The organism is Pseudidiomarina andamanensis (genome assembly GCF_009734345.1).
In the GTDB taxonomy this organism is placed as follows: Bacteria; Pseudomonadota; Gammaproteobacteria; order Enterobacterales; family Alteromonadaceae; genus Pseudidiomarina; species Pseudidiomarina andamanensis.
Map to the genome: position 1 here is coordinate 2319559 of NZ_CP032551.1, position 23585 is coordinate 2343143.

The following is a 23585-nucleotide window of genomic DNA, read 5'->3' on the forward strand; positions in this document are numbered from 1 at the left end:
TCATGAGCCGATTATGGAAAAATCCAAGCCATATGTCGAATTTATGAGGGCGCTCGCGTGATAGACGCAGAAGGATTTCGCGCCAATGTGGGAATCATTATCTGCAACGAGCAGGGACAAGTCTTTTGGGCGCGTCGATTCGGTCAACATAGCTGGCAATTTCCGCAAGGCGGAATTGATGATGGCGAAACGCCAGAGCAAGCTATGTACCGTGAACTCTGGGAAGAGGTTGGGCTAAAGCCCGAACAAGTCGAAATTGTTTACACCAGTCGCAATTGGTTTCGTTACCGATTACCGAAGCGTTTGGTACGACGCGAACAACGACCAACCTGTATTGGTCAGAAGCAGAAATGGTTTTTGCTGCGGTTAAAATGTAATGAAAAAGATGTGAACGTCATGCAGTCGTCACATCCTGAGTTTGATGACTGGCGTTGGGTCAGTTACTGGTATCCTGTGCGACAAGTTGTGTCGTTCAAACGGGAAGTGTATCGACGGGTTCTGAAAGAGTTCTCGGCAGTCGTGATGAATGCTGCGCCACGTCGCCCAAGACCCCCACGCCGCCGCCGTTCTTAACAAAGGGTTTGTGAATAACAAGGCAGGCTATGCTTCGAGTACTACAGCGCATTGTTGAAGCAGTGAACCAAGCGCCAGACTTTGATCTGGCGCTGCAAACCATGGTGCGCCAAGTTAAAGAAGCTCTTCATACCGATTCCTGTACTGTTTACCTTGCCGACCATGAGCAACGCCAGTTCGCTCTGGCTGCCACTGATGGCTTAGAAATTCGCTCTGACAAACCAATTCATGTGCCATTTGGCGAGGGTGTGATTAGTCTTGCGGCGTCACGTGAAGAACCCTTAAATATTGCCAATGCTTCCGATCACCCTGCGTTCTTGAAACTCGAACATGTGGTCGAAGATCGTTATAAAGCAATGCTTGCAGCACCAGTCATTCACCGCCGTCGAGTTCTCGGCGTGTTAGCCGTTCAGCAAGAGCAAGCACGCGCATTTACTCGCGACGAAGAGGCTTTTGTGGTGACTTTGGCTGCTCAGCTAGCTGTGGTGATTGCGCACGCCGAAGCGAAGGGGCTGTTACGCACCGCGAAACAATCGCCATGGTTGCAGACCATTAAAGGCCTGCCAGCAGCGCCGGGTGTCGCTATTGGCGAAGCGTTTGTTGTCAAACCACCAGCACGATTGAGTGAAGTCACACCGAAGCGTAGTGACATGCCTGAGCACGAAATTCGTGCATTTCGCGCCGCAGTTGCTCGTACGCGGCAAGAGTTGCTGAACATTAGTGACAGCATGAAAGGGCAGGTGGCAGACGAAACACTCGCAATCTTCGATGTCTACCACGCCATGATGGACTCTGCCAGCCTCGGCAAAGAAGTTGAACAAACAATTAATGATGGTTGGCGTGCACAAACAGCGTTGAAGCTGGTGGTAGAGCAACTGGTTAATCAGTTTGAAAACCTCGACGACGAATACATTCGTGAACGTGCCAGTGATGTACGCGATCTTGGTAATCGGATCTTGGCGCACCTGCAAAATCGAGAAGCACGCAAGCTGAATCCACCAGCGCAATGTATTTTAGTTGCGGACGAAGTCACCGCGACCATGTTAGCGGAGCTGCCACACGCCGATATTATTGGCATGGTGTCGTTACGTGGCTCAGGTAACTCGCATGCAGCGATTATGGCTCGCAGCATGGGCATCCCTGCGGTACTTGGTGTCGATGACATTCAATTGAATGAAGTGAGTGGTGAAACACTCATTGTCGATGGCTACAATGGCGACGTATTTGTTAGTCCACCACTACAAGTTGAAAACGAATATCGCCAACTCGCCGACGAAGAACTCGCGTTACGTCAAAAAGTCATGCAGGCACGTGACTTGCCGGCTGAAACCACCGACGGCGTGCGCGTTCAGCTGAATTTGAATGTCGGCTTAAATACCGAACGCGATTGGCTGAATGATTTGAATGTGCATGGTGTTGGTTTATACCGCACTGAAATTCCGTTCATGATGCGCGAGCGATTACCGACGGAAGACGAACAAGAAGAACTTTATAGTCAAGTGCTTGAGCAATTTCGCGGGGCGCCGGTGGTTATGCGTACGCTGGATGTTGGCGGTGATAAACCGCTACCGTATCTGCCAATGGATGAAGAGAACCCATTTTTAGGCTGGCGTGGTATTCGGATGACGCTCGACCATCCCGAAATATTCTTAGTACAAATTCGTGCCATGTTGCGCGCATCCGTTGGTCGCAATAACTTGCGCATTTTATTACCAATGATTACCAGCGCCGAAGAAGTTGATGAAGCAGTACGAATGATTCATCAGGCTTATCATGAGGTAGCTGAAGAGTTGCAGTGCAGTGTCGACGAGCAGTTATTTGAGCCACAAATTGGTGTCATGATTGAGGTGCCAGCGCTGATTTATCAATTGCATTGTGTTGCCGATAAAGTCGATTTTTTCTCGGTCGGCACGAATGATTTAACGCAATATATGTTGGCAGTTGATCGAAATAATTCGCGAGTAGCCAGTTTATATGATGCATTTCATCCGGCTGTGCTCCACGCGCTAAAGCAAATTATTGAGCGCTGCGACGCACTGAATAAGCCAGTTTCCGTGTGCGGTGAATTAGCCGGTGAGCCGGGCGGAGCGCTTTTATTGCTCGCTATGGGTTACCGTAATTTCAGCATGAATAGCTATAATATTGATCGCATTCGTTGGATTATTCGGCATATATCAGCCGCCGATTTAGACGAAGTGTTACTGCGCGCTTTAGCATCGCGTTCCCCGCAAGAAGTGAAGCAACACGTTATCATGGCACTGGAAAACGCAGGTCTTGGCGGTTTTGTTCGTGCCGGTGGTTAAGGAGATTCAGTGCTCTTAACGGGCTGGTTATGGTGTTTAGCCGGAGGTATGGTGGCAGGCTTGTTAGCCGGCATGCTCGGTATTGGCGGCGGCCTCGTGATTGTTCCTCTACTGATTTACTTGTTGCCATTATTGGGCGTTGCACCTGATCTGGTGGTGCAAATGGCGGTAGCCACCTCACTTGCAACCATTGTGATGACCACGTCCAGCTCGGCACGGTCGCATTTGAAGCATGGGCAGGTAAGTTTCTTTTGGGTTCGACGCTTAATTCCCGGCCTGATGGTAGGCGCCGTGTTGGGTGCTTGGTTAGCAACACTGATACATCCAGAGTGGCTCCAACGTATTTTCGCGGTGGTATTAATGTTGCTTTCTATTCGAATGCTGATACCACAACGCGGCGGTGAACCGCTCACTGATGTCTCGAAGCGATTGATGGCGTTGATTAGCACTGGCATGGGTACCCTATCAGCACTGGTTGGTATAGGTGGTGGCTCGCTAACCGTGCCGCTACTGCAAAGGTTACGAGTTCCCATCCGTCAGGCAATTGCGGTATCCTCTGTGGGAAGTTTAAGTATCGGTTTAAGTGCCGTCATTGCATTTATTGTGCTCGGTCAACAATTAGAAGGTGCAGATGGTCTGCTTGGGTATGTGCACGTGAAAGCGTGGCTCGCAATTTCAATCACATCAATGTTATTTGCGCCGATCGGAGCGAGCCTCACACAACGCTTGCCGGTTAAACATTTGCAACGTGGGTTCGCGGTATTTTTAGTCTTTATTTCAATCAAATTAGCAATAGGATAATTGATGCAAACAGGCATGACGCAAGCAGCCATCACGCAAACAGAGTACATGGTGCATCCAAGTATCGATCCGATTATTGTCAGTATCGGGCCATTTGATTTACGCTGGTATGGCTTGATGTACCTCGTTGGTTTTCTGTTTGCTTGGTGGTGGGGCAACCGGCAGTGCCGTATGCCGCATTATGCAAATCAAGGCTGGACAGAAAAACGCTTCAGCGATTTGCTGTTTTGGGCGTTTATGGGCGTTATCTTAGGCGGCCGTATTGGCTACGTACTGTTTTATCAGTTCGATTACTTCCTACAAAATCCGTTATATCTGTTCGACATAACCAGTGGCGGTATGTCATTCCACGGTGGCATGTTGGGCGTGATTACGGTGTTATGGCTATTTGCGGCGAAAACCAAACAATCGCTACTTGCTGTGGGCGACTTTATCGCACCGCTAGTGCCAGTAGGTTTAGGTGCAGGTCGCATCGGTAATTTCATTAATGGCGAGTTGTGGGGGCGTGTGACCGATGTACCGTGGGCGATGATTTTCCCCGCAGCGGGACCTCTGCCACGTCACCCGTCACAGCTCTATCAAGCAGCTTTAGAGGGTGTCGTATTGTTTATTGTGCTGGCGCTCTACAGTCGCAAACCACGACCAGTTGGCGCTATTGGTGGGTTATTTCTGATTGGTTACGGTCTAGCGCGGTTTGCGGTGGAATATGCTCGTGAACCAGATAGCCATTTAGGCCTATTAACCTTCGGTTGGTCGATGGGACAGTGGTTATCGGCACCAATGATTGTTGTTGGCGCGGTGCTAATGTTGCTAGCTTATAAAAATAAAAACGGAGCAAACGCGTGAAACAGTATTTAGAACTCTGCCAACGAATTGTCGATGATGGCGTTTGGATTGAAAACGAACGTACCGGCAAACGCTGTTTGACTGTCATCAACGCAGACCTTGAGTATCGTGTTGACCGCAATGAATTTCCGTTAATCACCACCCGCAAAAGCTACTGGAAAGCAGCCATTGCCGAGCTTTTGGGTTATATTCGAGGTTACTCGAACGCCGCTGATTTCCGCGCCCTCGGCACCCCAACTTGGGATGCGAATGCAAACTTAAATGAAGCTTGGCTTGCTAACCCGCACCGCAAAGGTGAAGACGACATGGGCCGCGTTTACGGTGTACAAGGACGTGCTTGGGCAAAACCTGACGGCGGCGTTATTGATCAGTTGCGTAAAGTGGTTGATAACCTGTCGCGCGGCATGGATGATCGAGGCGAAATCATCAGTTTCTATAACCCAGGCGAGTTTCATATGGGCTGTCTACGCCCGTGTATGCACACCCACAACTTCTCGCTACTTGGTGATACCTTGTACTTAACCAGTTATCAACGCTCGTGTGATGTGCCGTTGGGCCTGAACTTTAACCAAGTACAAGTATTCACGTTCTTGGCGTTAATGGCGCAAATTACCGGCCACAAAGCTGGCGTTGCGTACCATAAAATCGTCAACGCACATATTTACGAAGACCAACTTGAACTGATGCGCGATGTGCAACTGAAGCGCGAGCCATACCCAGCGCCGCAGCTTGAAATCAACCCAGACATCAAAACCCTCGAAGACTTAGAAACCTGGGTGACCATGGACGACTTCGCCGTCCACAACTACAAACACCACCCACCAATCGCATACCCTTTCAGCGTGTAGCCCGGCCTTCTCTTACAGAAGGAACGCCGGGTGGCGCGAAGCGCCGTGTTGACGTTATTGGTTATTCGTTATTCGAAGAGAGCTTTGAGTAACGACTCGGCATTGCAACAAACCCCAGAGCTCCTAGACACGAATAACCAAAGTGAAAGAAGGGTATGTATATCCCCCCTTTTTGAAAAACCAAGTTTTCATTGACTAGTATAAAGTGCTTAATACGTTACCTAAGTGCTATTTTGTTGTGATTGGGTTCTTTTTATAGGTCTTTATCGTAGCTTTCTTTAATCTTGAGGTTTTGGTTGCCGACATCATTTAATATCCGATTATTCGTACTTTTCAAGCTAAAACTCATAATAAAGTTCAATTATGGTAATATAAGCCGCATTTTGAATTTTCATGTTTTTCAGAGAATAGCCCCACACATACACCCATCAACGCAGTCCCCCAACCCTACCAGTTTCTATTTCTTTTTGTGTCTCAAATATCGCATTTAATAGCTAAAATAATCAGTCAAAGTGCAAATAAAAGAACTTTACTTTATCTATCGCAAGGTCTACGCTTTAACGAATAACGAATAACGAATAACGAATAACGAATAACGAATAACGAATAACGAATAACGAATAACGAATAACGAATAACGAATAACGGACGAAGCCATGCTCTCACCTGCAGCCCAAGCCGAACAACTCGGCGAACGCCTCAAACAAGCGCGACTTAACGCGAATATTACCCAAGTGCAGCTTGCAGAGCAGGCAGGGGTATCGCGTAAGATTGTATTGAATGCCGAAAAAGGCCAAGCCACGCTTGAGAACTTTGTCGCCTTAATGCAAGCGCTTGATCTCACTGCACAGTTAGATAATTTCTTGCCGCCACAACCAATATCTCCGGTGCAGCTGAAAAAGCTGCAAGGCAAGAAGCGTAAGCGCGCGACAGGCTCTCGAAGCAAAGGATACGATGACGAATTGGATGTTGATGCATGGTAATGGAAGTTATTGGAGTATGGTACCAAGACCGCGAAGTTGGCGCGTTGAGTTTTGACACGGCGCGTGGTGTTGGTGCATTTGAATATACGCCAGAATTTCTAACCAGTGGTATTGAGTTAGCACCACTGAAAATGCCACTAAAAAAACAAATTTATAGCTTTCCTGAATTAAACTTTGAAACCTTTCACGGACTACCAGGCCTCACGGCTGATTCGCTTCCAGATGATTTTGGTAATGCGGTGCTCAATGCATGGGTAGCTAGCCAAGGTAAACAACCGAGCGACATTACGCCGTTGCAGCGCCTGCAATATACAGGTAGGCGCGGCATGGGCGCACTTGAGTATCGACCGGCGACACGGCTTCGGGGCTTTGAGAAGTCGCAAGACGTTGAAATCAAAGAGCTCATTAAAGTGGCGCAAGACGTACTGAATAAACGCTCGCAATTTCACGTCGAGCTTGATCCGAGTGGTAAAACAGATCAAGAGGCGATGTTGTCGTTGCTCTCGGTAGGGATGAGCGCTGGTGGCGCTAGACCCAAAGCGGTATTAGCCTTCAGTGGTGATTTTACCGAAGTGTGCTCAGGCCAAACCGATGCACCTGAAGGGTTTGTGCATTACATCATGAAGTTCGATGGTGTGACCGAGCGCACTATTCAGCGGGAAACATTTGATGATCCGCAAGGGTTCGGAGCCATGGAGTACGTCTATTATTTGATGGCGCGTGAGTGCGGTATCGAGATGATGCCATGCCATTTGTTGGACGAGGGCGATCGGCGCCACTTTTTAACGCAACGATTTGATCGCCGTGATAACGAAAAGCTTCATGTGCAAACGCTGACAGGTATCGCACATGTCGATTTCAAAAAGCCTGGAAGTTTTTCCTACGCTGAGCTATTCGCCGTCGCGCGACAACTCAAGCTCAACGCTCATGAGGCGGAGCAGCTTCTACGACGCATGATTTTTAATATAGTCGCCCGCAATCATGACGACCACGCAAAGAATTTCGCGTTTCTCTATCAAAACAACCGCTGGCAACTCGCACCAGCGTATGATCTTGCATACAGTTACAAGCCTGGTAGTAAATGGGTGAATCAACACTGGATGCAGCTCAACGGTAAACGAGAAGACTTCACTCGCGCCGATCTACATAGCCTCGAAAAAGTCAGCCCTATGTTTACCCGCAAGCGCATCGACGCCATTCTCGAGCAAACCACTGAAGCAGTCTCCAAATGGCGACACCTCGCCAAAGAGCAACAAGTACCAGTCGACTTAATTAACGAGATCGCCTCGAATCACCGCCTCGACCTCTAATATCCAATATCCAATATCTAATATCGTTTTTGCTTTTCTATTTTGATAATCTCAATGTTCGTCAAATAATAACAACAAAAGTGAGCATCGGATGTCAGTCGTCGCATGGATTGCTTTAGCAATTTTATTGTTGGCAGTATTTTTATTTTTTAAATTCAGAAAATTTCGTGGGTTTGTTTTTCTGACTTTGTTTGCCGCACTATTGGGCATGATATTTGGTCCTCCGTCTTATGTGGTGCACGAAGGCTACACTACAACCCTACGAAACGATCCAACTAATACGCGCTATCATTATGCTTGGGCTGTCAATAAACTGGCGCCGACAGAAGCAAAGCGGGCAAAATTGGGCATTTATAATCCCGAAACAGGTGAATTTCAGCGCTTCAATGAGGAGCTGGCAAAATCTGCTAATCTCGCATTTATTCCGCCAAGCCAACCAACTTGGTTGCTCAATATTTGGTGGTGGATATTTCCAGCAACCTATTTGGCGTTCTATATTCAGCGCCGATTTGGGCTATTAGCCAGCTTTGGCGGTGTATTTTACTTCGCGCGGCGTAACAAAAACTGCCAAGAAAAACTCGATTTTGCTCGACAACAACGAACGATCTGGGCGTACGAAGATGCTCTAAAACTTTTCCAAAGCTATCGTTTCAAACCCAAACGATTTATTGAACAGGCGACGCAAGAGTCGGCAGCTATTTACCAGACTTATAAATTACGTGTGCAAACACTCCAGAAACTGTATCGAAATGCCGCAGAGACGCTGCAAAATCGCGATGTCACTGCATTCACGAAAACGGGTAAGTTGTTTGCCATTGCTGATTTTATGGGGCTTCTTGGTGAATTGCTGCATGACCGAGAACGCACACAGATGCCGAACCTTGCACTCGAGATAACGTTGGATAAGAACTGGCATTTATTTAGCCCAGAACACCGAAAATTTGTCGGTTATTCGAGCATTACAGAGCTTGAGAACACCAAACTCAATCAAATTGAAGAGCGTTGGCGCCGAGAAATATCCTCTGCACAACCGATCTCACAGCTGACCGAGTACTATGCGCAAAATGTGAAGTCATTTGAACAGCAACGCGATAACGTGCGTACGACGGAGTCCGCGCAAAATTACGTTTCTGCAGAGTTGGCGGCGTTTTGGCAGGTGGCTGAATCTCAACTAGCCGGTGAGTTAACTGAGCAAAACCGCGTCAGCGCACAACGTTACGCGAATGATTATTTTATTAATCGACTGTTTAAAGCGGTGTCAGATCCGACCGCTTTTAAGTATTTTCATCAATCGTTTGAGAAAAACTTGAGCAAGACGCTCGCCATCATTTTCTCTTCCTATTTTCCAGAAGAACAATGGCATGGTCGGGCACTATTTAGCGAGCAAAAATCCGAGTCGATTCAGCAGCGGCAATTGCTTTTCAAATTGATTCCAACCGGTCGCTTAACCGGCGGTGCTCCAACCGTTGAAAGTGAGGTGTCACAGTGGGTTGGTCAGCAAACGGTTTGGGTGAGACGGTTGAATCAACCGCAGCTACCAAATCGATTTAAATCAAAGGCCGATGCATTCGGTGATATCACAGCAACGGCCATGTTACGAGATGCGTTCAACACCAGAAAGCAGATACCACAACCGAACTCTCATAAAGTAACAGAACTTGCTCAAAAACATGTCTTAGATGAACTAAATGAGACGGTGAAAGAGCTTGCACATGGAGTCGGTGAAGACCTCGCACTCGAGTTGATCAACCAAATTATTGACGGCAACGGCGTTAATGCAATTATCCAATTTGAACAAGTTGTTGATAGCGAATTAAGTAGTCTGGTATTCAATTCGCTAGAAAACGCGGCAAGCTTATTTGAAGCAGGTTTAGGCTTTTTGGGAGGTGATGATTAATGAAGACGTCTAGTTTTGTTCTATTCATGACGCTCATTGTCAGCATGCCTGTTCAGGCACAAGACAGCTGGGGGCGAAAGCTTGGCGAAGTACTCGGTGAATTGCCGTTGGCAGATTATTATCGAAGTGCCACCAGTTTCAATGATGTGCATTGGGTAAATGATGCCCAACTGCGAGAAGCGAATGTGCTGTACAAGATTAGCGCAAGTAGCAACGTGAATGTGCGTGCCGCCGCAACCACCGACAGCGCTGTCATATCAAGTTTACCAGCAAATAGTCTCGTGCAGATTCTGTCAAAACGACCGTTTGAGCCATGGTTTAAAGTTCAATTAGCTGGCGGAACCGAAGGATTTATTCACGAGAGTTTACTTGTTCGCGTCGAATAAGGCTGACAAACGCACTGAATGATTAGCTAACGCACTGGCAGAAATGGTAGAATGCGCCCGGTTTTTCAGGTGAGAGTGGGTTCATGAGCAAAGAGCGTTTTGCGGGTATTCAACGCGTTTACGGCACGGCCGCAGCGCAATCATTTCAACAGCACCACGTTGCGGTGATTGGCTTGGGCGGCGTTGGCTCATGGGCGGTTGAGGCGCTGGCGCGCTCTGGTATTGGCGCACTCACGTTGATTGATCTCGACGATGTATGCGTGACGAATATCAATCGCCAGTTACCAGCACTAACAAGCACAGTTGGTCAACTTAAAACAGAAGTATTAGCCGCACGGGTAAAAGATATTAATCCAGACTGCGAAGTACGCGTGATTGACGATTTCCTGTCAGCGGACAACCTCAACGAATATCTCGGTGAACCGGTCACCGCCGTATTAGATGCCATTGATAGTGTGACGGTGAAAGCAGCATTGATTGCTTGGTGTAAGCGCCGAAAGGTGCCGATGGTGACCTGTGGTGGTGCCGGTGGGCAGATTGACCCAAGCCAAGTGAAGTCGGGCGACTTAGCCAAAGCCACGCAAGATCCGCTGTTAGCGAAAGTTCGTTCCATGCTGCGTCGCGATTATAACTTCTCAAAGAACCCGAAACGTTCGTTTGGTGTCACCGCCGTGCACTCGACCGAGCAATTACGCTATCCGACGGGCGACGGCGAATGGTCGCACGCTAAACCCGGCGCTGGCAGCATGCGTATGGATTGCGCCACCGGCTTTGGCGCCGCCATGCCGGTCACCGCCACCTTCGCCATGCACGCGACCGCATTACTCCTGAAAAAACTGTAGCCCGGCGTTTTACGCTGGGGGCGCGAAGCGCCGTTATTTGTCTTGCAATTTGGCGATGACATTGCGCAAGCCATTGCGGCGCGAAGACGTGACAAAGTCAGCCAACCCAAGCGCATCAAAGTGGTCATCTAACGAGTAATTTGAAACTTGCTCTGCACTAGCACCGTGTAATGCCTGCCGAATCACCATCAATAAACCCAACACCACGCGTGACTCGCTATCAACCGTGAGACATAACTGGTCAGCATGCCAGTCAGCTAGCACCCAAACTCGTGCTTCGCAACCAAACACCTCGCGCTCAGATGTACGAAAGCCATCAGGAATCTCAGCTTGCTTCGCCAATTGCACCAAATAACGCATACGATTCTCACGAGAACCTAGTTGCTCTCGCAGCGCCGACAGATCAGATTCAGTTAAAATGCCGTACATGTAATTCCTAGTGAAAAGTGACAATTCGTCAGGTTAGTCAATAAAAACGCCCGTAAGAGTACCATTTTTGTGCCGAAAAATGTTAATCTTGCTCGGTCTCAAATTCATTTGAACAGAACTTTAAACAACAGGAACGACAACATGAAAGTATTAGTGGCGGTCAAACGCGTCATTGATTACAACGTGAAAGTTCGCGTCAAAGCGGACCAATCAGACGTTGATCTGGCCAACGTAAAAATGGCCCTGAACCCGTTCTGTGAAATCGCTGTCGAGGAAGCAGTACGACTCAAAGAAAAAGGCATTGCCGAAGAAGTTGTGGTTGTGAGCATTGGCCCGAAAGCGGTGCAAGAACAATTACGCACAGCGTTGGCACTTGGTGCCGATCGTGCAATCCAAGTAGAAACCGATGAGCTTCCAGATTCATTAGCCGTCGCCAAGTTGCTGAAAGGCGTGGTGGAAAAAGAACAGCCACAGTTGATTATTCTTGGCAAACAAGCCATTGATTCTGACAACAACCAAACAGGTCAAATGCTCGGTGCATTGACTGGCATGCCGCAAGGTACGTTCGCATCGAAAGTTGACGTTGCGGATGGCAGCGTGAACGTCACACGTGAAGTAGACGGCGGTTTGCAGACGGTGAAGTTACAATTGCCAGCAATTGTCACCACTGACTTACGTTTGAACGAACCTCGTTATGCGTCATTACCAAACATCATGAAGGCGAAGAAAAAGCCGCTTGATGTGACCACGCCAGACGAATTAGGCGTAAGCGTAACTCGTACTGTGAAATTGCTAAAAGTTGAGCCGCCTGCGGAACGTAGTGCCGGCATCAAGGTAGCAGACGTCGCAGAATTGGTTGAAAAACTTCAAAATGAGGCAAAAGTGATATGAGCATTCTCGTTATTGCCGAACATGACAACGCACAATTGAATGGCGCTACGCTGAAAACCCTCGCGGCAGCGAAGCAAATTGGCGGTGACATTCACGTCTTAGTCGCTGGTGAAGGCTGCCAGGCAGTTGCCGACGAAGTTGCCAAAGCCGACGGCGTGAGCAAAGTTTTAGTTGCTGACAACGCAGCTTACGGTCACTTCTTAGCTGAAAACTTAGGTCAGCTTGTGGCTGAGTTAGGCAAAAACTACAGCCACATCTTGGCTCCAGCGACCACTACCGGCAAAAACTTCATGCCGCGTGTCGCAGCGCTGCTAGACGTTGCGCAAATCTCTGACATTATCGCAGTAGAAAGCGCCGATACCTTCAAGCGCCCAATCTACGCGGGTAACGCAATTGCAACCGTACAGTCAGAAGACGCAATCAAAGTGATCACCGTCCGTGCAACCGCATTTGATGCAGTTGCAGCAGAAGGCGGCAACGGCAGCGTTGAGTCTATCGATAATGTTGTAAACAACGATAAAGCTGAATTTGTTGGCGAAGAGCTTGCCCAGTCAGAGCGTCCAGATCTCACCGCAGCACGCGTCGTGATTTCAGGCGGTCGCGGTATGCAAAACGGTGAAAACTTTCACCTACTTGAGAAAGTTGCTGACAAACTTGGCGCCGCTGTTGGTGCATCACGTGCCGCCGTTGACGCAGGCTTCGTACCAAACGACATGCAAGTCGGCCAAACCGGTAAAATTGTCGCACCTGAACTCTACATCGCAGTCGGTATCAGCGGTGCTATCCAGCATTTAGCCGGTATGAAAGACTCGAAAGTTATCGTCGCCATCAACAAAGACGAAGAAGCACCAATCTTCCAGGTGGCAGATTATGGCTTAGTCGCTGACTTGTTCGACGTACTGCCAGAGCTAGAGCAAAAACTCTAAAGACGAAGAGCGTTAGCCGTTATTCGTTATTGGTTATTCGAAAGAGCGAAAACCAAAAGCGTAAAAACCGAAAATCTCCGTTGCACTTTGTGCGCGGAGATTTTTTTATCTTTAACGAGTAACCAATAACGTTTTTCGGTTTTCTTTGCGGTTTTTTAACTATGCAAAGTGCGTGGACAGATTTTGAGACCGTTGCTATAACATCCATATACGTCAATGATCATATATCAACGTTTATAGTGAAGGATGCTCAAGGCATGAAAACAATACTAACAAAGTCTCTGACAGCATTAACCCTGACCACCGCCCTTACTGTTATCAGTGCACCAAACGCACAAGCTGAGACCATTGAAGTGCGCGGCCATATTAATTATGGCTATAGCTTCAATCCAACGGGAGTGACTCAATACCAAGGTGGCGAGTACGTGCTTGAAATTACGCAGCGTCCGCAAATGCCACTGGTATATGCCGCGAGTACATGGCGCCAATACAGTGATGCTATCGATCGCGTCACTGTTTCAGTGTATGACAGCGAAGGCAATGCGGTGAGCGTACGTCAACCACTGGCCGCAACCGAGCTCGGTGAACCAACCACCAATACTTTATATTTCGATTATGGATACCGCTCAAATTACACCAGCTGGACCATGCTCGGATTAAATAAAGATGGTTACAACAGCCAACTCAATTTAAATCTGCGCGGGCCGCGCGATAGCTTGTTTGCATCAACGGCTGAGTTTCCACGTTTCGTAAACACTCCCCGGTACGTGAACGCTACTATGTTTTCAAACGTGGAAACCGCCGATGGTGATGATGTCGTCTATATTTATGGCCCGGTTACGGAAGTGAATTACCTCACTGCAGATAGTGACGGCGATGGCATTAATGATGACGTTGATGCTTGTCCAGCGTCAGACATCAGCCGCACTGTGGTCATTGATTTTACGGATACCGGTGTTTCCAATAGTGTGGATAGCACAGGTTGCTCGGTAACCGACAAAATTTTGGCATGCCAAGCCGACGCGAAAAACCGTGGTGATTTTGTTTCTTGCGCGAGCCACTTGGCGAAGCAGTTGCGTAAAGAAGGTGTCATCAGCAATAGTGAACACGGCGCACTCCTCCGTCACCTCTAAAGTCAAAACGTTATTCGTTGTTCGTTATTGGTTAATCGAAAAACCGAATAGCGAAAAAGCCTGAAGACCGAAAATCTCCGCTGCGCTCTGCGCACGGAGATTTTTTATGTTTAACGAACAACGAATAACGATTAACGAACAACGATTTTTTTCCTAACGAATCACTTGCATATTTGTAACTCATCGGACATGATTGAACCTATAACATCCTAATCGGATTAGGTGGCTAACATGAAAAGAAGAACAACTATGCTCAAAAAATTACCTATCGCGTCAGCTATCGCGCTGGCATTAGCAGGAACAGCAAGCGTCCAGGCAGCGGAATTTGAAGTAGGTGACTTCCGCGTTAAGTTCGACTCCATCATTTCATATGGTGCCGCATGGCGTATGGAAGAGCGCAATATGCGTCTTATCCATCCAGGCAACATGGATGGTGGCCTTGGTCAATCAGGCGTTGCCGACGACGGTAACCTGAACTACGACAAAGGCGACATGGTTTCTTCTGTTATTAAGGGTGTGCACGATTTAAGTATCGATGGCGGCGATTACGGCGCGTTCGTACGTTTCAAATATTGGTATGACGATGTCATCAAAAACGAAGAAGTCGCACACGGTCATACTTCAACGAATTACTATCCGAATGTAACCCTTGATAACGACGGTCTTGACGATTGGTCAACCGGTTCAGGCATCAAATTGCTTGACGCATTCGTATACGGCTACTTCGACATGGGCGATGTGCCAGTTAACGTGCGTTTAGGTCGTCAAGTATTAAGCTGGGGTGAAAGTACCTTCATCTTTAACGGCGTGAACGCCATCAACCCAGTCGACGTGAACGCAATCCGTCGCCCAGGCGTTGAAATTAAAGAAGCATTGCTACCAGTTGGTATGTTGAACATCAACTTAGGTTTAACCAACGAAACCAGCTTAGACATGTTTTATCAATATGAGTGGGACGACTACAAACTAGACGGTTGTGGTACCTTCTTCTCAACAGTTGATATTTTAGGTGGCGAAGGCTGTAACAAAGTAACGCTAAACCCAACTTTGATTGCAGGCGTACCAAGTTCAAGCTTAAGCGATTTAGAATCAATTCAATTTGGTACCTACCTTGAGCGTCGTCCTGATATCGAGCCTGACGACGGTGGCCAGTACGGTTTCGCATTACGTCACTACGCAACCGATATCGATACTGAATTCGGTGTGTACTACATGAATATTCATACGCAGACACCAATTATTTCTGCGTACAACTGGGTTGAACAGCCATCACCGGCACTAAGTCACCCAGACGGTATTCCAATTGCTGGTCCTGACTATGTGTTGCAGTTCCCTGAAGACCAAGAAATCATTGGTTTCAGTGCTTCAACCTTAGTTGGTGAATGGTCTGTTGGTGGTGAAGTTAGCCATCGTTTCGACATGCCAGTGCAAATTAACACCACTGAAATCTTAACGGCTGGTTTGCGCGCAGGCGTACCAAGCACTTTCTCTGACCGTATTCAGCGCGATGAAACGGGTGCCATCACCAACTTAGGTGAGTTGCAAGAAGGTTACGATAAGTATGATGTTAGCCAGTGGCAGTTAACCGGTGTTCGTTTCTTTGACCGCGCACTTGGTGCTGACCGCATCACTTTCATCGGTGAAGTTGCAGTAAGCAAGGTTCATGGTTTAGCTGGTCTAGATGAGCAACGTTACGGTCGCAACCCAGTATTTGGTAAGTGCTTAACTGTGGCTGATCAAGCTGCATTGGGTAACCCAACAGCTACTGCAGACATCAACTGTGAAGGTTTTGTAACTGCAACGTCGTGGGGCTACCGCGCGCGTGTTGTGGGTGAATACAACAACGTGTTCTCAGGCTGGAACATGACTCCAACTTTAGCATTCGGTCATGACGTAAAAGGTTACTCAGCAAACTCAAACTTTATCGAGGGTCGTAAGACAATCGGTTTAAGCGTTGATTTCAGCTACCTCAGCAAATACAAAGTTGGTGTTGGTTATAACATCACCGACGGCGCTGAGTTTGATGCAGCCGATGACCGCGATTTCGCAGCCGTCAGCTTCAGCTACAGCTTCTAAAATAGAAACACGAAAAAAACCGCCATTACGGCGGTTTTTTTTTGCCGTTAATCGTTAATCGTTATTCGTTACTCGTTAAATGTGCCTAGAATCGAATAACTAGTAACGAATAACCAATAACGAATAACCAATAACGAGGTTTTCACTTATGAAAAAACTCTTAACGCTTAGCTTGGCTTTGGCTGCCACTAGCGCCTTCGCCAATACCGACAACACACTTCAGCTCGAAGATGTGTTTCAGCTGGAGTATGCCAGCCAGCCAACTATTCACCCTGACGGTGGTTATACCGTATTCGTGCGCAATTACATGGATATTATGAGCGATCGTCGCTTAGGTAATTTGTGGCGTGTCGATAACAAAGGTGAGCTGCGTCCACTAACTGGCGGTACGGCAAATGATCATTCGCCAACTTGGTCGCCAGATGGCAAGACCTTGGCGTTTGTGTCAAATCGTACCGGCGCCAATCAAATCCACCTGTATTGGACAGATACTCGCGATAGCGCGCCGGTAACTCGCCTGACAGGTAGCCCAAGCAACCTGACGTGGTCTCCCGATGGTAAGTGGCTTGCATTCACTATGTTCACCCCAAGCAGTAAAGCGCCACCGGTAAGTCTTCCAGGTAAGCCGAAAGGTGCCGAATGGGCCGAGCCTGCGCGTTATATTGAGAAAGATAACTATCGTTTTGATGGCGCTGGTTATGCACCAGACGGCTTCACACAAATTTACGTGATTCCAGCGAGTGGCGGTACACCACGTCAGCTAACGCATGACGAATTTAACCATGGTGGTCAGCTAACTTGGACGGGTGATAGCCAGAACATTATATTCTCGGCGAATCGTCGTGATGATGCATTCGAGCAACCGAATAACTCTGAACTGTATCAAGTTGCAATGAAAGATGGTGCGATCAAGCAATTAACCGATCGCAACGGACCAGATCGTTCACCGCAGGTTAGTCCTGATGGTAAGAAACTCGCCTGGCTGGGTTACGATGATAATTATAAGAGTTATCAGCTAACCCACCTGTATGTCATGGACTTAAACGGTAACGGCGTGCCGAAGCTCATGACGACCGAACTTGACTACTCGGTTGACGACGTAAAATGGTCAGACGATAGCCGTGGACTTTACTTTAGCTATGATAAAGAAGGTAAAGGTAACATTGCTTATCAAAGTCTCAGTGGTAGCCGACGTGTATTAACGGATGCAATGGGTGGTTTGAGTTACACGCGTCCGTATAGTGGTGGTAGCTTCGATGTGAGTAAGAGTGGCGATCTGGTATTTACCATGGCCAACCCTTATCGACCAGCCGATTTGATGCTGCAAACCAGTAAAATCAAACGTAAGCTTACGAGCCTGAACGAAGATGCTTTAGCTCACAAAGAGCTAGGTCGTGTTGAAGAAATTTGGTACGAATCCAGCCATGATGATTACAAAATTCAAGGCTGGATTGCTTATCCACCCAATTTTGACCCAACTAAAAAATACCCACTGATTCTAGAAATTCATGGTGGTCCACATACCGCATATGCCGGCTCATTTGCAGCTGAAATTCAGTTGATGGCAGCGAAAGGTTATGTGGTGCTGTACACCAACCCACGCGGAAGCACCAGCTACGGCGTTGAATTCGCGCAAGAAATTCATCATAACTACCCGAGCCAAGATTACACCGATTTAATGGACGGCGTTGATGCTGTCATTGAAAAGGGCTTCATTGACGAAGAACGTTTGTATGTTACCGGTGGTAGCGGTGGTGGTGTGTTAACAGCTTGGATTGTTGGTCATACTGACCGTTTTGCCGGTGCTGTTGTCGCTAAACCAGTGATTAACTGGTACAGCTTTGTACTCACGGCTGATATGTACAATTACTTCACCAAATATTGGTTCCCTGGCTTGCCATGGGAGAATCAAGAACATTACATGAAGTATTCACCAATTAGCTACGTGGGCAATGTGAAAACACCAACCATGTTGCTAACCGGTGAGTCAGATTATCGTACGCCAATTTCAGAATCTGAACAGTATTACCAAGCGCTGAAGTTAGCAGGGGTAGAAACCGCGATGGTTCGTATTCCAGATGCGCCTCATGGTATTGCGGGACGCCCGTCAAACTTAATGGCCAAAGTGGCTTATATTCTGCATTGGTTTGAAGAGCACAAATAACCAAGAAGCAACGGTGATATATTACAAGCGCGGCGTTCGACGTCGCGCTTTTTTGTTATCAAAATACAAACCAACCTGATGCTTCAAACGGCGCCATCCACTTTTGCGAACATCATGTCTGTTCTCGACGGCAAATATTTCACTGCCATGCTGGTGCGTGTTATCCACTGTGTAAGGCACCAACCCGAACGTTCGAATGCCAAGTTCAAACGACCACTGAAGATCAACGTCAACAGGTCTGAAAATCGGTGGACGCAAACGCAACAGCTGACGTGCGCCGGCATAACTAATTGCTTGAGCACAAGCCCCCATTGGTGGTTTGCGTCGATAATGAACCACGTTAAGTTGCCGATCGGATTCAATGATGTCGTACGGTTGATCTTTAAATGGCGCCGCAAGCTTGATCACATCCCATGCATTCTCAAAGGCTGCAATACGTTGCGGAACCTCAGCGAATAGGGCGTTAAAATTGATATCGTCCTCAAGCACAATGCCAAAATCGAGACCTTCATCAACAATACGCTGCCAAGCCTTAATATGGGAAAGATAACAAGCAATCTCGCCGCGAGTTAAACGGTAGTGGAAATATTTATCCGCGAGCGCAGTCGAAAAAACCGTCTCAATTTCTGAGTCGGTCAGAACCTTGCCGTTTACGGCGTCAATACGCTCGTAGGGTAATTGAAGTTTATCGAGTTGCTGCGAAACATGCTGCCAACGCTCAGTTGAATGTGCCAAGTTAATGATAAATATCTTGAAGTTAGGCTGTTCAGACTGTTTCACAGTGCCCCCTTATGACATGTAATTACTCATCTCTTGGCTCATCGTGCTGATGCCTTTGACGGTACTGCATTTCGTAAAGTTTCGCTTCGGTTAAGAAAAAATGAAATGCGTCGATGTTTGCCTTGATAAACCCTCGCCAGCCCGACCAGATCATCTGCCTGCCGAGATAGAACTTCAAGAACATTAACGGAAAAATTACTAACAGCCGAGGCAAACTGCAGGGGCGACCTTGCTCCATACGTTGCTCGGCTTTAAGTTTCGAATACTTATTGAGCTTATCCATATAGCCGTGGGCTGAGTCGTACCCATAATGCTTCAAATAAATTGGCAAATAGCCTGTCGGTTCATCTACTTGAATGTGTTCGTGCACTAATACCGAGGTATCCATTCGGCTACGATCTTTACGGTACACGCGACGGTATTTGTGATGCCGCGCCTTGTTTAAGCTTTGGCCCATAAAGATATCATCGTGGTGAATCCAAATACCGTTAATATCGCCCTCGGCAATACGCTCACGAATCATTTGCAAGCCACCCTCCGGCAGTACTTCATCACCATCGAGGTTCAGTACCCAGTTGTGCGTGCACTGCTCAATACCAAAAGCTTTTTGCTTCGCATAACCAGGCCAGTCATTGTGAACAATTCGAGCACCGTGCTTTTTGGCGATTTCCAACGTAGCGTCCGTTGATCCTGAATCGATAATGACAATCTCTTCAACGCCACGAACACTCTCAAGAACCTCATCTAAATGCTCGGCTTCGTTGAGCGTAATCACAAACACACTCATTGGCGGGTAGGGCTTACTCATGAAATGCTCTCTTTTGTTGGTATCACAATTCATCTCGATGTTAGGATATCGAGTAGATAGTGGCACAATAATACAAAGGTTAGCCCATAAATGACAGCACAGGCATTCAGCTGGAGCGACCTGCTCGGCGATGAAAAGAATCAACCGTATTTTCTTGAGCTCATGCAGCGGGTACAGTGCGAACGCAATGCGGGTAAACAAATTTATCCACCAAGCGACCAGGTATTTCAGGCATTTAAACTGACTGCGCTAGCTGATTTGAAGGTTGTGATACTCGGTCAAGACCCATATCACGGCCCAGGCCAAGCTCATGGCTTATGTTTTTCAGTACCAGCTGGGGTGAAGCACCCGCCGTCACTGCGTAATATCTTCAAAGCCATTCAGCACGATTATCCTGATTTTCAGATACCTGAGTCAGGTAATTTAGAACACTGGGCGCAGCAAGGCGTGCTGCTGTTAAATACGGTGTTGACGGTGGAGCAGGGCAAAGCTCACTCACATGCAAGTTGGGGATGGGAAACTTTCACCGATAAAGTGGTTGAACAAATTAACCAGCATTGCGAAGGTATCGTGTTCTTGTTGTGGGGTGCGCATGCACAAAAGAAAGGCGCGTTGATTAATCGCAAGCGCCATCATGTTTTAGAGACGGTGCATCCGTCGCCGTTATCGGCGCATCGCGGCTTTCTCACCGCTGGCCACTTCCGCCAAACCAACCAACTGCTCACGCAGCAAGGCAAAAGCGTTATTCGTTTTTAGTTATTCGTTACTCGTTATTCGAGGGTCTCGATTTTCGCTTTTGGTTTATCGAATAACCAATAACGAGTAACGAACAACGCTTTTACAGGTCTAATTCGTCGAGTTCGGCATCGAATTCAAAATCGATATCTTGGAGTTCGTCGCGTAACCGATACTTTTCTTTCAGCATCTCAATTTCACGCCACTTACGAGGGGCTGCTTTCTTGCTAGACTTAGATTCAACTTGCTTTAGCTCTTCTGAATGATCCATTGGATCCTCCGGCTTTTATTGTGTTGTTGTTCTAATTTTGTGCCTGTTTTTTTGCATAGCGCAACATGGTTATAACACGAGCTGTTTGAAAAGTGAACACTTGCTTAACTGCCTCATTCTACGTATAATCCGCGCCCACAAAATTGTTCTTTCACAGCACAGGTAATTGGTATGCATCCGATGTTAAACATAGCGGTGCGCGCAGCGCGTGCGGCCGGTAAAATTTTAGTCAAAAACTTTGGCGTAGAAGTTGACCTTAACGTTCAAACGAAAAGCCAAAACGATTTCGTCACCGAAATTGATAAATCGGCTGAAAGTGCCATCATTCGCACCATTCAAAAAGCCTACCCAGATCACTCTTTCTTAGCAGAAGAAAGTGGTGAAGTGGTTGGCAAAGACAGCGACCATCAGTGGATTATTGACCCACTTGACGGTACCACCAATTACCTGCGCGGTATTCCTCATTTTGCCGTATCTATCGCTTACCTATTTAAAGGTGTTGTGCACGCAGCCGTCGTTTATGATCCGCTGCGCGAAGAACTATTTACCGCAACCAAAGGCCAAGGTGCACAGCTAAACGGCAAGCGTTTACGCGTAACCAAACAACGCGACTTGAACGGTGCTTTACTAGCCACCGGTTTCCCATTCAAACGTAAAGACATGACCAAAGATTATCTCGCGGTGTTTGCAGCGTTATTCGAACACACAGCTGATATGCGTCGTGACGGCTCTGCAGCTCTAGACCTTGCATATGTTGCTACCGGCCGTATCGATGGTTTCTGGGAATTCAGCCTCAAACCATGGGATATTGCAGGCGGTCAATTAATCGTGCGTGAAGCGGGCGGTATCGTCACAGATTTCGCTGGCGGTCATGGCTTTATGCGCAACGGTCACGTGGTAGCAGGTAATCCGAAGGTAGTGCAGCATTTGCTAACCAAAGCGCGCCCGCACTTACCTGAAAGCTTGAAGTAAAACGTTACTCGTTATTCGTTATTGGTTATTTGTTGACGGCGGTAGCGAATAGCCAAGAATTCCGCGCAGCACCGGAGCAAAATTCGGAGCTGCGCGTAACAGCAAAAGAAGCCACGAATAACGAATAACCAATAACGAACAACGCAGTTAAAGGTTTAAACCATGCTGGAAAGAATTCGAATTGTTTTAGTCAACACCAGCCACACCGGCAACATCGGCTCAGTAGCCCGCGCCATGAAAACCATGGGGCTGAGCGAACTGTATCTGGTTGATCCTGTGCAGGAACCAGACAGTCATGCATCGGCACTCGCAGCCGGTGCTACTGATGTGTTGTACAACGCGAAAATCGTATCCACCTTGAGCGAAGCCATCGGTGATTGTGGTTTGGTGGTTGGCACCAGTGCCCGCAATCGTACCTTAGACTGGCCGTTGTTAGGCCCGCGCGAAGCGGCAGCGAAAGTCTTGGCAGAAGCACCGAACTATCCGGTTGCTATGGTGTTTGGCCGTGAGAGTAGTGGCCTGACCAACGAAGAATTGCAGCAATGCACGCATCATGTACATATTCCTTCGAACCCTGATTACAGCTCGTTAAATTTAGCAATGGCGGTGCAAACACTGGCTTACGAAGTACGTATGCAATTCTTAGAAGCAGACGCTCACCCTGAGCGCGAGCAAAGTGAGTACCCACTTGCTGAAGATCTCGAGCGTTTCTACGTGCATTTAGAAGAAACCTTGGGCGAAACCGGCTTCATCATCAAAAACCATCCAGGCCAAGTGATGGCGAAGCTACGCCGTTTGTTTAATCGTGCGCGTCCGGAATCTGCCGAGCTTAATATTCTGCGCGGCATCCTGACCTCAATCGACAAGAAAATTCGTTAATCGTTATTCGTTGCTCGTTATTGGTTATTCGTCATTCGAGGCGCATTTATACGAATGACCAAAATCGCCGCACAGAAAAAAGTGATAGCTTTCAACTGTATTAACGAGCGAGAGGGACAACGAATAACGAATAACGAGCAACGAATAACGGCTCTTAAGAATACTTGACTAAAATAGTCGGGAATGGCAAAATTGAGGCCTAACTAAATGGAGGCAACACCGCTATGCGTTTAACCTCAAAAGGCCGCTACGCCGTAACCGCAATGATTGACGTTGCATTGCATACAGAACAGGGTCCAGTACCACTGGCGGATATTTCCGAACGCCAAGGTATTTCCTTGAGTTATCTTGAACAATTATTTGCGCGTTTGCGTAAACAGGGTCTGGTAAGCAGTGTGCGCGGACCAGGCGGCGGTTATCGATTAGGCCTAGAAGCCCATCAAATTTCAATTAGTGCTGTCATTCAAGCGGTGGATGAAAGCATTGACGCCACGCGTTGCCAAGGAAAGGGCGGTTGCCAAGGCGGAAGTCGTTGCCTAACGCACTCGTTATGGACCGACTTAAGCGAACGTATTGAAGATTTTCTGGCTGGCATCACGTTAGCCGAGCTGGTCAAGCAAGAAGACATTGCACAAGTGGCATTACGCCAAAATAAGATTATTTCCGACCAGAAAAAACGCGAAAACCAAATTGCATTGAGCCAGTAAGCAGTCTGGCAAGAGGAGTAGCTTG

23 protein-coding genes are annotated in these 23585 nt (G+C 47.6%); 19 read left to right on the top strand and 4 right to left on the bottom strand.

The window, feature by feature from the left end:
- The first annotated feature begins 57 nt into the window (after positions 1 to 57).
- The 10 genes from rppH (at position 58) to tcdA (ending at position 10789) form a co-directional block, all read left to right on the top strand.
- Positions 58 to 573, top strand: coding sequence for an RNA pyrophosphohydrolase (gene rppH / locus D3795_RS11035; protein ID WP_156268729.1), 516 nt, complete (start codon positions 58 to 60; stop codon positions 571 to 573).
- Positions 574 to 602: 29 nt separating this feature from the next.
- Entirely contained in the window at positions 603 to 2876 is a 2274-nt protein-coding gene (ptsP, locus tag D3795_RS11040) for a phosphoenolpyruvate--protein phosphotransferase (RefSeq protein WP_156268731.1), read from the top strand.
- Between the two features lie 9 nt (positions 2877 to 2885).
- Positions 2886 to 3677: a sulfite exporter TauE/SafE family protein gene (locus tag D3795_RS11045; RefSeq protein ID WP_156268733.1), complete on the top strand. Its 792-nt coding sequence runs from the start codon at positions 2886 to 2888 to the stop codon at positions 3675 to 3677.
- A gap of 30 nt (positions 3678 to 3707) precedes the next feature.
- A complete protein-coding gene (gene lgt / locus D3795_RS11050) occupies positions 3708 to 4523 on the top strand; it encodes a prolipoprotein diacylglyceryl transferase (RefSeq protein WP_375294519.1) in 816 nt (271 codons plus the stop codon).
- Positions 4520 to 5371 (top strand): thymidylate synthase, encoded by an 852-nt coding sequence (locus D3795_RS11055; RefSeq protein ID WP_156268735.1) that lies wholly within the window; start codon positions 4520 to 4522, stop codon positions 5369 to 5371. The genes lgt and D3795_RS11055 overlap by 4 nt, the downstream gene beginning before the upstream one ends.
- A gap of 656 nt (positions 5372 to 6027) precedes the next feature.
- Positions 6028 to 6354, top strand: coding sequence for a helix-turn-helix transcriptional regulator (locus tag D3795_RS11060; RefSeq protein WP_156268737.1), 327 nt, complete (start codon positions 6028 to 6030; stop codon positions 6352 to 6354).
- Entirely contained in the window at positions 6348 to 7664 is a 1317-nt protein-coding gene (locus D3795_RS11065) for a type II toxin-antitoxin system HipA family toxin (protein ID WP_156268739.1), read from the top strand. The genes D3795_RS11060 and D3795_RS11065 overlap by 7 nt, the downstream gene beginning before the upstream one ends.
- 91 nt (positions 7665 to 7755) lie before the next feature.
- Positions 7756 to 9561, top strand: coding sequence for a hypothetical protein (locus D3795_RS11070; protein WP_156268741.1), 1806 nt, complete (start codon positions 7756 to 7758; stop codon positions 9559 to 9561).
- A complete protein-coding gene (locus tag D3795_RS11075; protein ID WP_156268743.1) occupies positions 9561 to 9947 on the top strand; it encodes an SH3 domain-containing protein in 387 nt (128 codons plus the stop codon). The genes D3795_RS11070 and D3795_RS11075 overlap by 1 nt, the downstream gene beginning before the upstream one ends.
- A gap of 83 nt (positions 9948 to 10030) precedes the next feature.
- Positions 10031 to 10789 (top strand): tRNA cyclic N6-threonylcarbamoyladenosine(37) synthase TcdA, encoded by a 759-nt coding sequence (gene tcdA, locus D3795_RS11080; protein ID WP_156268745.1) that lies wholly within the window; start codon positions 10031 to 10033, stop codon positions 10787 to 10789.
- Between the two features lie 33 nt (positions 10790 to 10822).
- Here tcdA and D3795_RS11085 read toward each other — a convergent pair whose 3' ends face one another.
- Positions 10823 to 11218, bottom strand: a complete 396-nt coding sequence (locus D3795_RS11085; RefSeq protein ID WP_156268747.1) for a SufE family protein — start codon at positions 11216 to 11218, stop codon at positions 10823 to 10825.
- A 141-nt stretch (positions 11219 to 11359) separates the two neighbouring features.
- Here D3795_RS11085 and D3795_RS11090 point away from each other — a divergent pair, with 141 nt between their 5' ends.
- The 5 genes from D3795_RS11090 to D3795_RS11110 all read left to right on the top strand — a co-directional run bounded on the left by D3795_RS11090 (position 11360) and on the right by D3795_RS11110 (position 18408).
- Complete coding sequence (locus tag D3795_RS11090) at positions 11360 to 12109, top strand: electron transfer flavoprotein subunit beta/FixA family protein (protein WP_156268749.1); 750 nt, start codon at positions 11360 to 11362, stop codon at positions 12107 to 12109.
- Positions 12106 to 13035 carry an electron transfer flavoprotein subunit alpha/FixB family protein gene (locus D3795_RS11095; protein ID WP_156268751.1) on the top strand — a complete coding sequence of 310 codons (930 nt, stop codon included), beginning with the start codon at positions 12106 to 12108 and terminating at the stop codon, positions 13033 to 13035. Before D3795_RS11090 ends, D3795_RS11095 begins: the two co-directional genes overlap by 4 nt.
- 257 nt (positions 13036 to 13292) lie before the next feature.
- A complete protein-coding gene (locus D3795_RS11100; protein ID WP_156268753.1) occupies positions 13293 to 14168 on the top strand; it encodes a hypothetical protein in 876 nt (291 codons plus the stop codon).
- A 231-nt stretch (positions 14169 to 14399) separates the two neighbouring features.
- Positions 14400 to 16244, top strand: coding sequence for a DUF1302 domain-containing protein (locus D3795_RS11105; RefSeq protein WP_310942347.1), 1845 nt, complete (start codon positions 14400 to 14402; stop codon positions 16242 to 16244).
- A 148-nt stretch (positions 16245 to 16392) separates the two neighbouring features.
- Complete coding sequence (locus D3795_RS11110; RefSeq protein WP_156268755.1) at positions 16393 to 18408, top strand: S9 family peptidase; 2016 nt, start codon at positions 16393 to 16395, stop codon at positions 18406 to 18408.
- A gap of 21 nt (positions 18409 to 18429) precedes the next feature.
- On the opposite strand, the gene D3795_RS11115 is transcribed toward D3795_RS11110, so the two are convergent.
- The gene (locus D3795_RS11115; protein ID WP_156268757.1) at positions 18430 to 19188 is read right to left on the bottom strand and encodes a glycosyltransferase family 25 protein; all 759 of its coding nucleotides are present in this window, start codon (positions 19186 to 19188) and stop codon (positions 18430 to 18432) included.
- 22 nt (positions 19189 to 19210) lie between these two features.
- On the bottom strand, positions 19211 to 19996 hold the full coding sequence (locus D3795_RS11120; protein WP_173021029.1) for a glycosyltransferase family 2 protein: 786 nt from the start codon (positions 19994 to 19996) through the stop codon (positions 19211 to 19213).
- A 90-nt stretch (positions 19997 to 20086) separates the two neighbouring features.
- Here D3795_RS11120 and ung point away from each other — a divergent pair, with 90 nt between their 5' ends.
- Positions 20087 to 20752 (top strand): uracil-DNA glycosylase, encoded by a 666-nt coding sequence (gene ung, locus D3795_RS11125; protein ID WP_156268761.1) that lies wholly within the window; start codon positions 20087 to 20089, stop codon positions 20750 to 20752.
- 82 nt (positions 20753 to 20834) lie between these two features.
- Here ung and D3795_RS11130 read toward each other — a convergent pair whose 3' ends face one another.
- Positions 20835 to 21002, bottom strand: a complete 168-nt coding sequence (locus D3795_RS11130) for a DUF3545 family protein (RefSeq protein WP_092856309.1) — start codon at positions 21000 to 21002, stop codon at positions 20835 to 20837.
- A gap of 171 nt (positions 21003 to 21173) precedes the next feature.
- Between D3795_RS11130 and suhB the strand changes: the two genes are divergently transcribed.
- The 3 genes from suhB (at position 21174) to iscR (ending at position 23560) form a co-directional block, all read left to right on the top strand.
- Entirely contained in the window at positions 21174 to 21974 is an 801-nt protein-coding gene (gene suhB / locus D3795_RS11135) for an inositol-1-monophosphatase (protein WP_156268763.1), read from the top strand.
- Between the two features lie 162 nt (positions 21975 to 22136).
- Positions 22137 to 22853 (top strand): tRNA (cytosine(32)/uridine(32)-2'-O)-methyltransferase TrmJ, encoded by a 717-nt coding sequence (gene trmJ, locus D3795_RS11140; RefSeq protein WP_156268765.1) that lies wholly within the window; start codon positions 22137 to 22139, stop codon positions 22851 to 22853.
- A 224-nt stretch (positions 22854 to 23077) separates the two neighbouring features.
- The gene (iscR, locus tag D3795_RS11145; protein WP_126759446.1) at positions 23078 to 23560 is read left to right on the top strand and encodes a Fe-S cluster assembly transcriptional regulator IscR; all 483 of its coding nucleotides are present in this window, start codon (positions 23078 to 23080) and stop codon (positions 23558 to 23560) included.
- The last annotated feature ends 25 nt before the right edge of the window (positions 23561 to 23585 follow it).

Bases quoted from the DNA above. Each gene is read 5' to 3' on its own strand.
- ptsP (WP_156268731.1), top strand. From the start codon at position 603: ATGCTTCGAGTACTACAGCGCATTGTTGAAGCAGTGAACCAAGCGCCA.
- D3795_RS11060 (WP_156268737.1), top strand. From the start codon at position 6,028: ATGCTCTCACCTGCAGCCCAAGCCGAACAACTCGGCGAACGCCTCAAA.
- D3795_RS11065 (WP_156268739.1), top strand. From the start codon at position 6,348: ATGGTAATGGAAGTTATTGGAGTATGGTACCAAGACCGCGAAGTTGGC.
- D3795_RS11070 (WP_156268741.1), top strand. From the start codon at position 7,756: ATGTCAGTCGTCGCATGGATTGCTTTAGCAATTTTATTGTTGGCAGTA.
- D3795_RS11075 (WP_156268743.1), top strand. From the start codon at position 9,561: ATGAAGACGTCTAGTTTTGTTCTATTCATGACGCTCATTGTCAGCATG.
- tcdA (WP_156268745.1), top strand. From the start codon at position 10,031: ATGAGCAAAGAGCGTTTTGCGGGTATTCAACGCGTTTACGGCACGGCC.
- D3795_RS11085 (WP_156268747.1), bottom strand. From the start codon at position 11,218: ATGTACGGCATTTTAACTGAATCTGATCTGTCGGCGCTGCGAGAGCAA.
- D3795_RS11090 (WP_156268749.1), top strand. From the start codon at position 11,360: ATGAAAGTATTAGTGGCGGTCAAACGCGTCATTGATTACAACGTGAAA.
- D3795_RS11095 (WP_156268751.1), top strand. From the start codon at position 12,106: ATGAGCATTCTCGTTATTGCCGAACATGACAACGCACAATTGAATGGC.
- D3795_RS11100 (WP_156268753.1), top strand. From the start codon at position 13,293: ATGAAAACAATACTAACAAAGTCTCTGACAGCATTAACCCTGACCACC.
- D3795_RS11105 (WP_310942347.1), top strand. From the start codon at position 14,400: ATGAAAAGAAGAACAACTATGCTCAAAAAATTACCTATCGCGTCAGCT.
- D3795_RS11110 (WP_156268755.1), top strand. From the start codon at position 16,393: ATGAAAAAACTCTTAACGCTTAGCTTGGCTTTGGCTGCCACTAGCGCC.
- D3795_RS11120 (WP_173021029.1), bottom strand. From the start codon at position 19,996: ATGAGTAAGCCCTACCCGCCAATGAGTGTGTTTGTGATTACGCTCAAC.
- ung (WP_156268761.1), top strand. From the start codon at position 20,087: ATGACAGCACAGGCATTCAGCTGGAGCGACCTGCTCGGCGATGAAAAG.
- D3795_RS11130 (WP_092856309.1), bottom strand. From the start codon at position 21,002: ATGGATCATTCAGAAGAGCTAAAGCAAGTTGAATCTAAGTCTAGCAAG.
- suhB (WP_156268763.1), top strand. From the start codon at position 21,174: ATGCATCCGATGTTAAACATAGCGGTGCGCGCAGCGCGTGCGGCCGGT.
- trmJ (WP_156268765.1), top strand. From the start codon at position 22,137: ATGCTGGAAAGAATTCGAATTGTTTTAGTCAACACCAGCCACACCGGC.
- iscR (WP_126759446.1), top strand. From the start codon at position 23,078: ATGCGTTTAACCTCAAAAGGCCGCTACGCCGTAACCGCAATGATTGAC.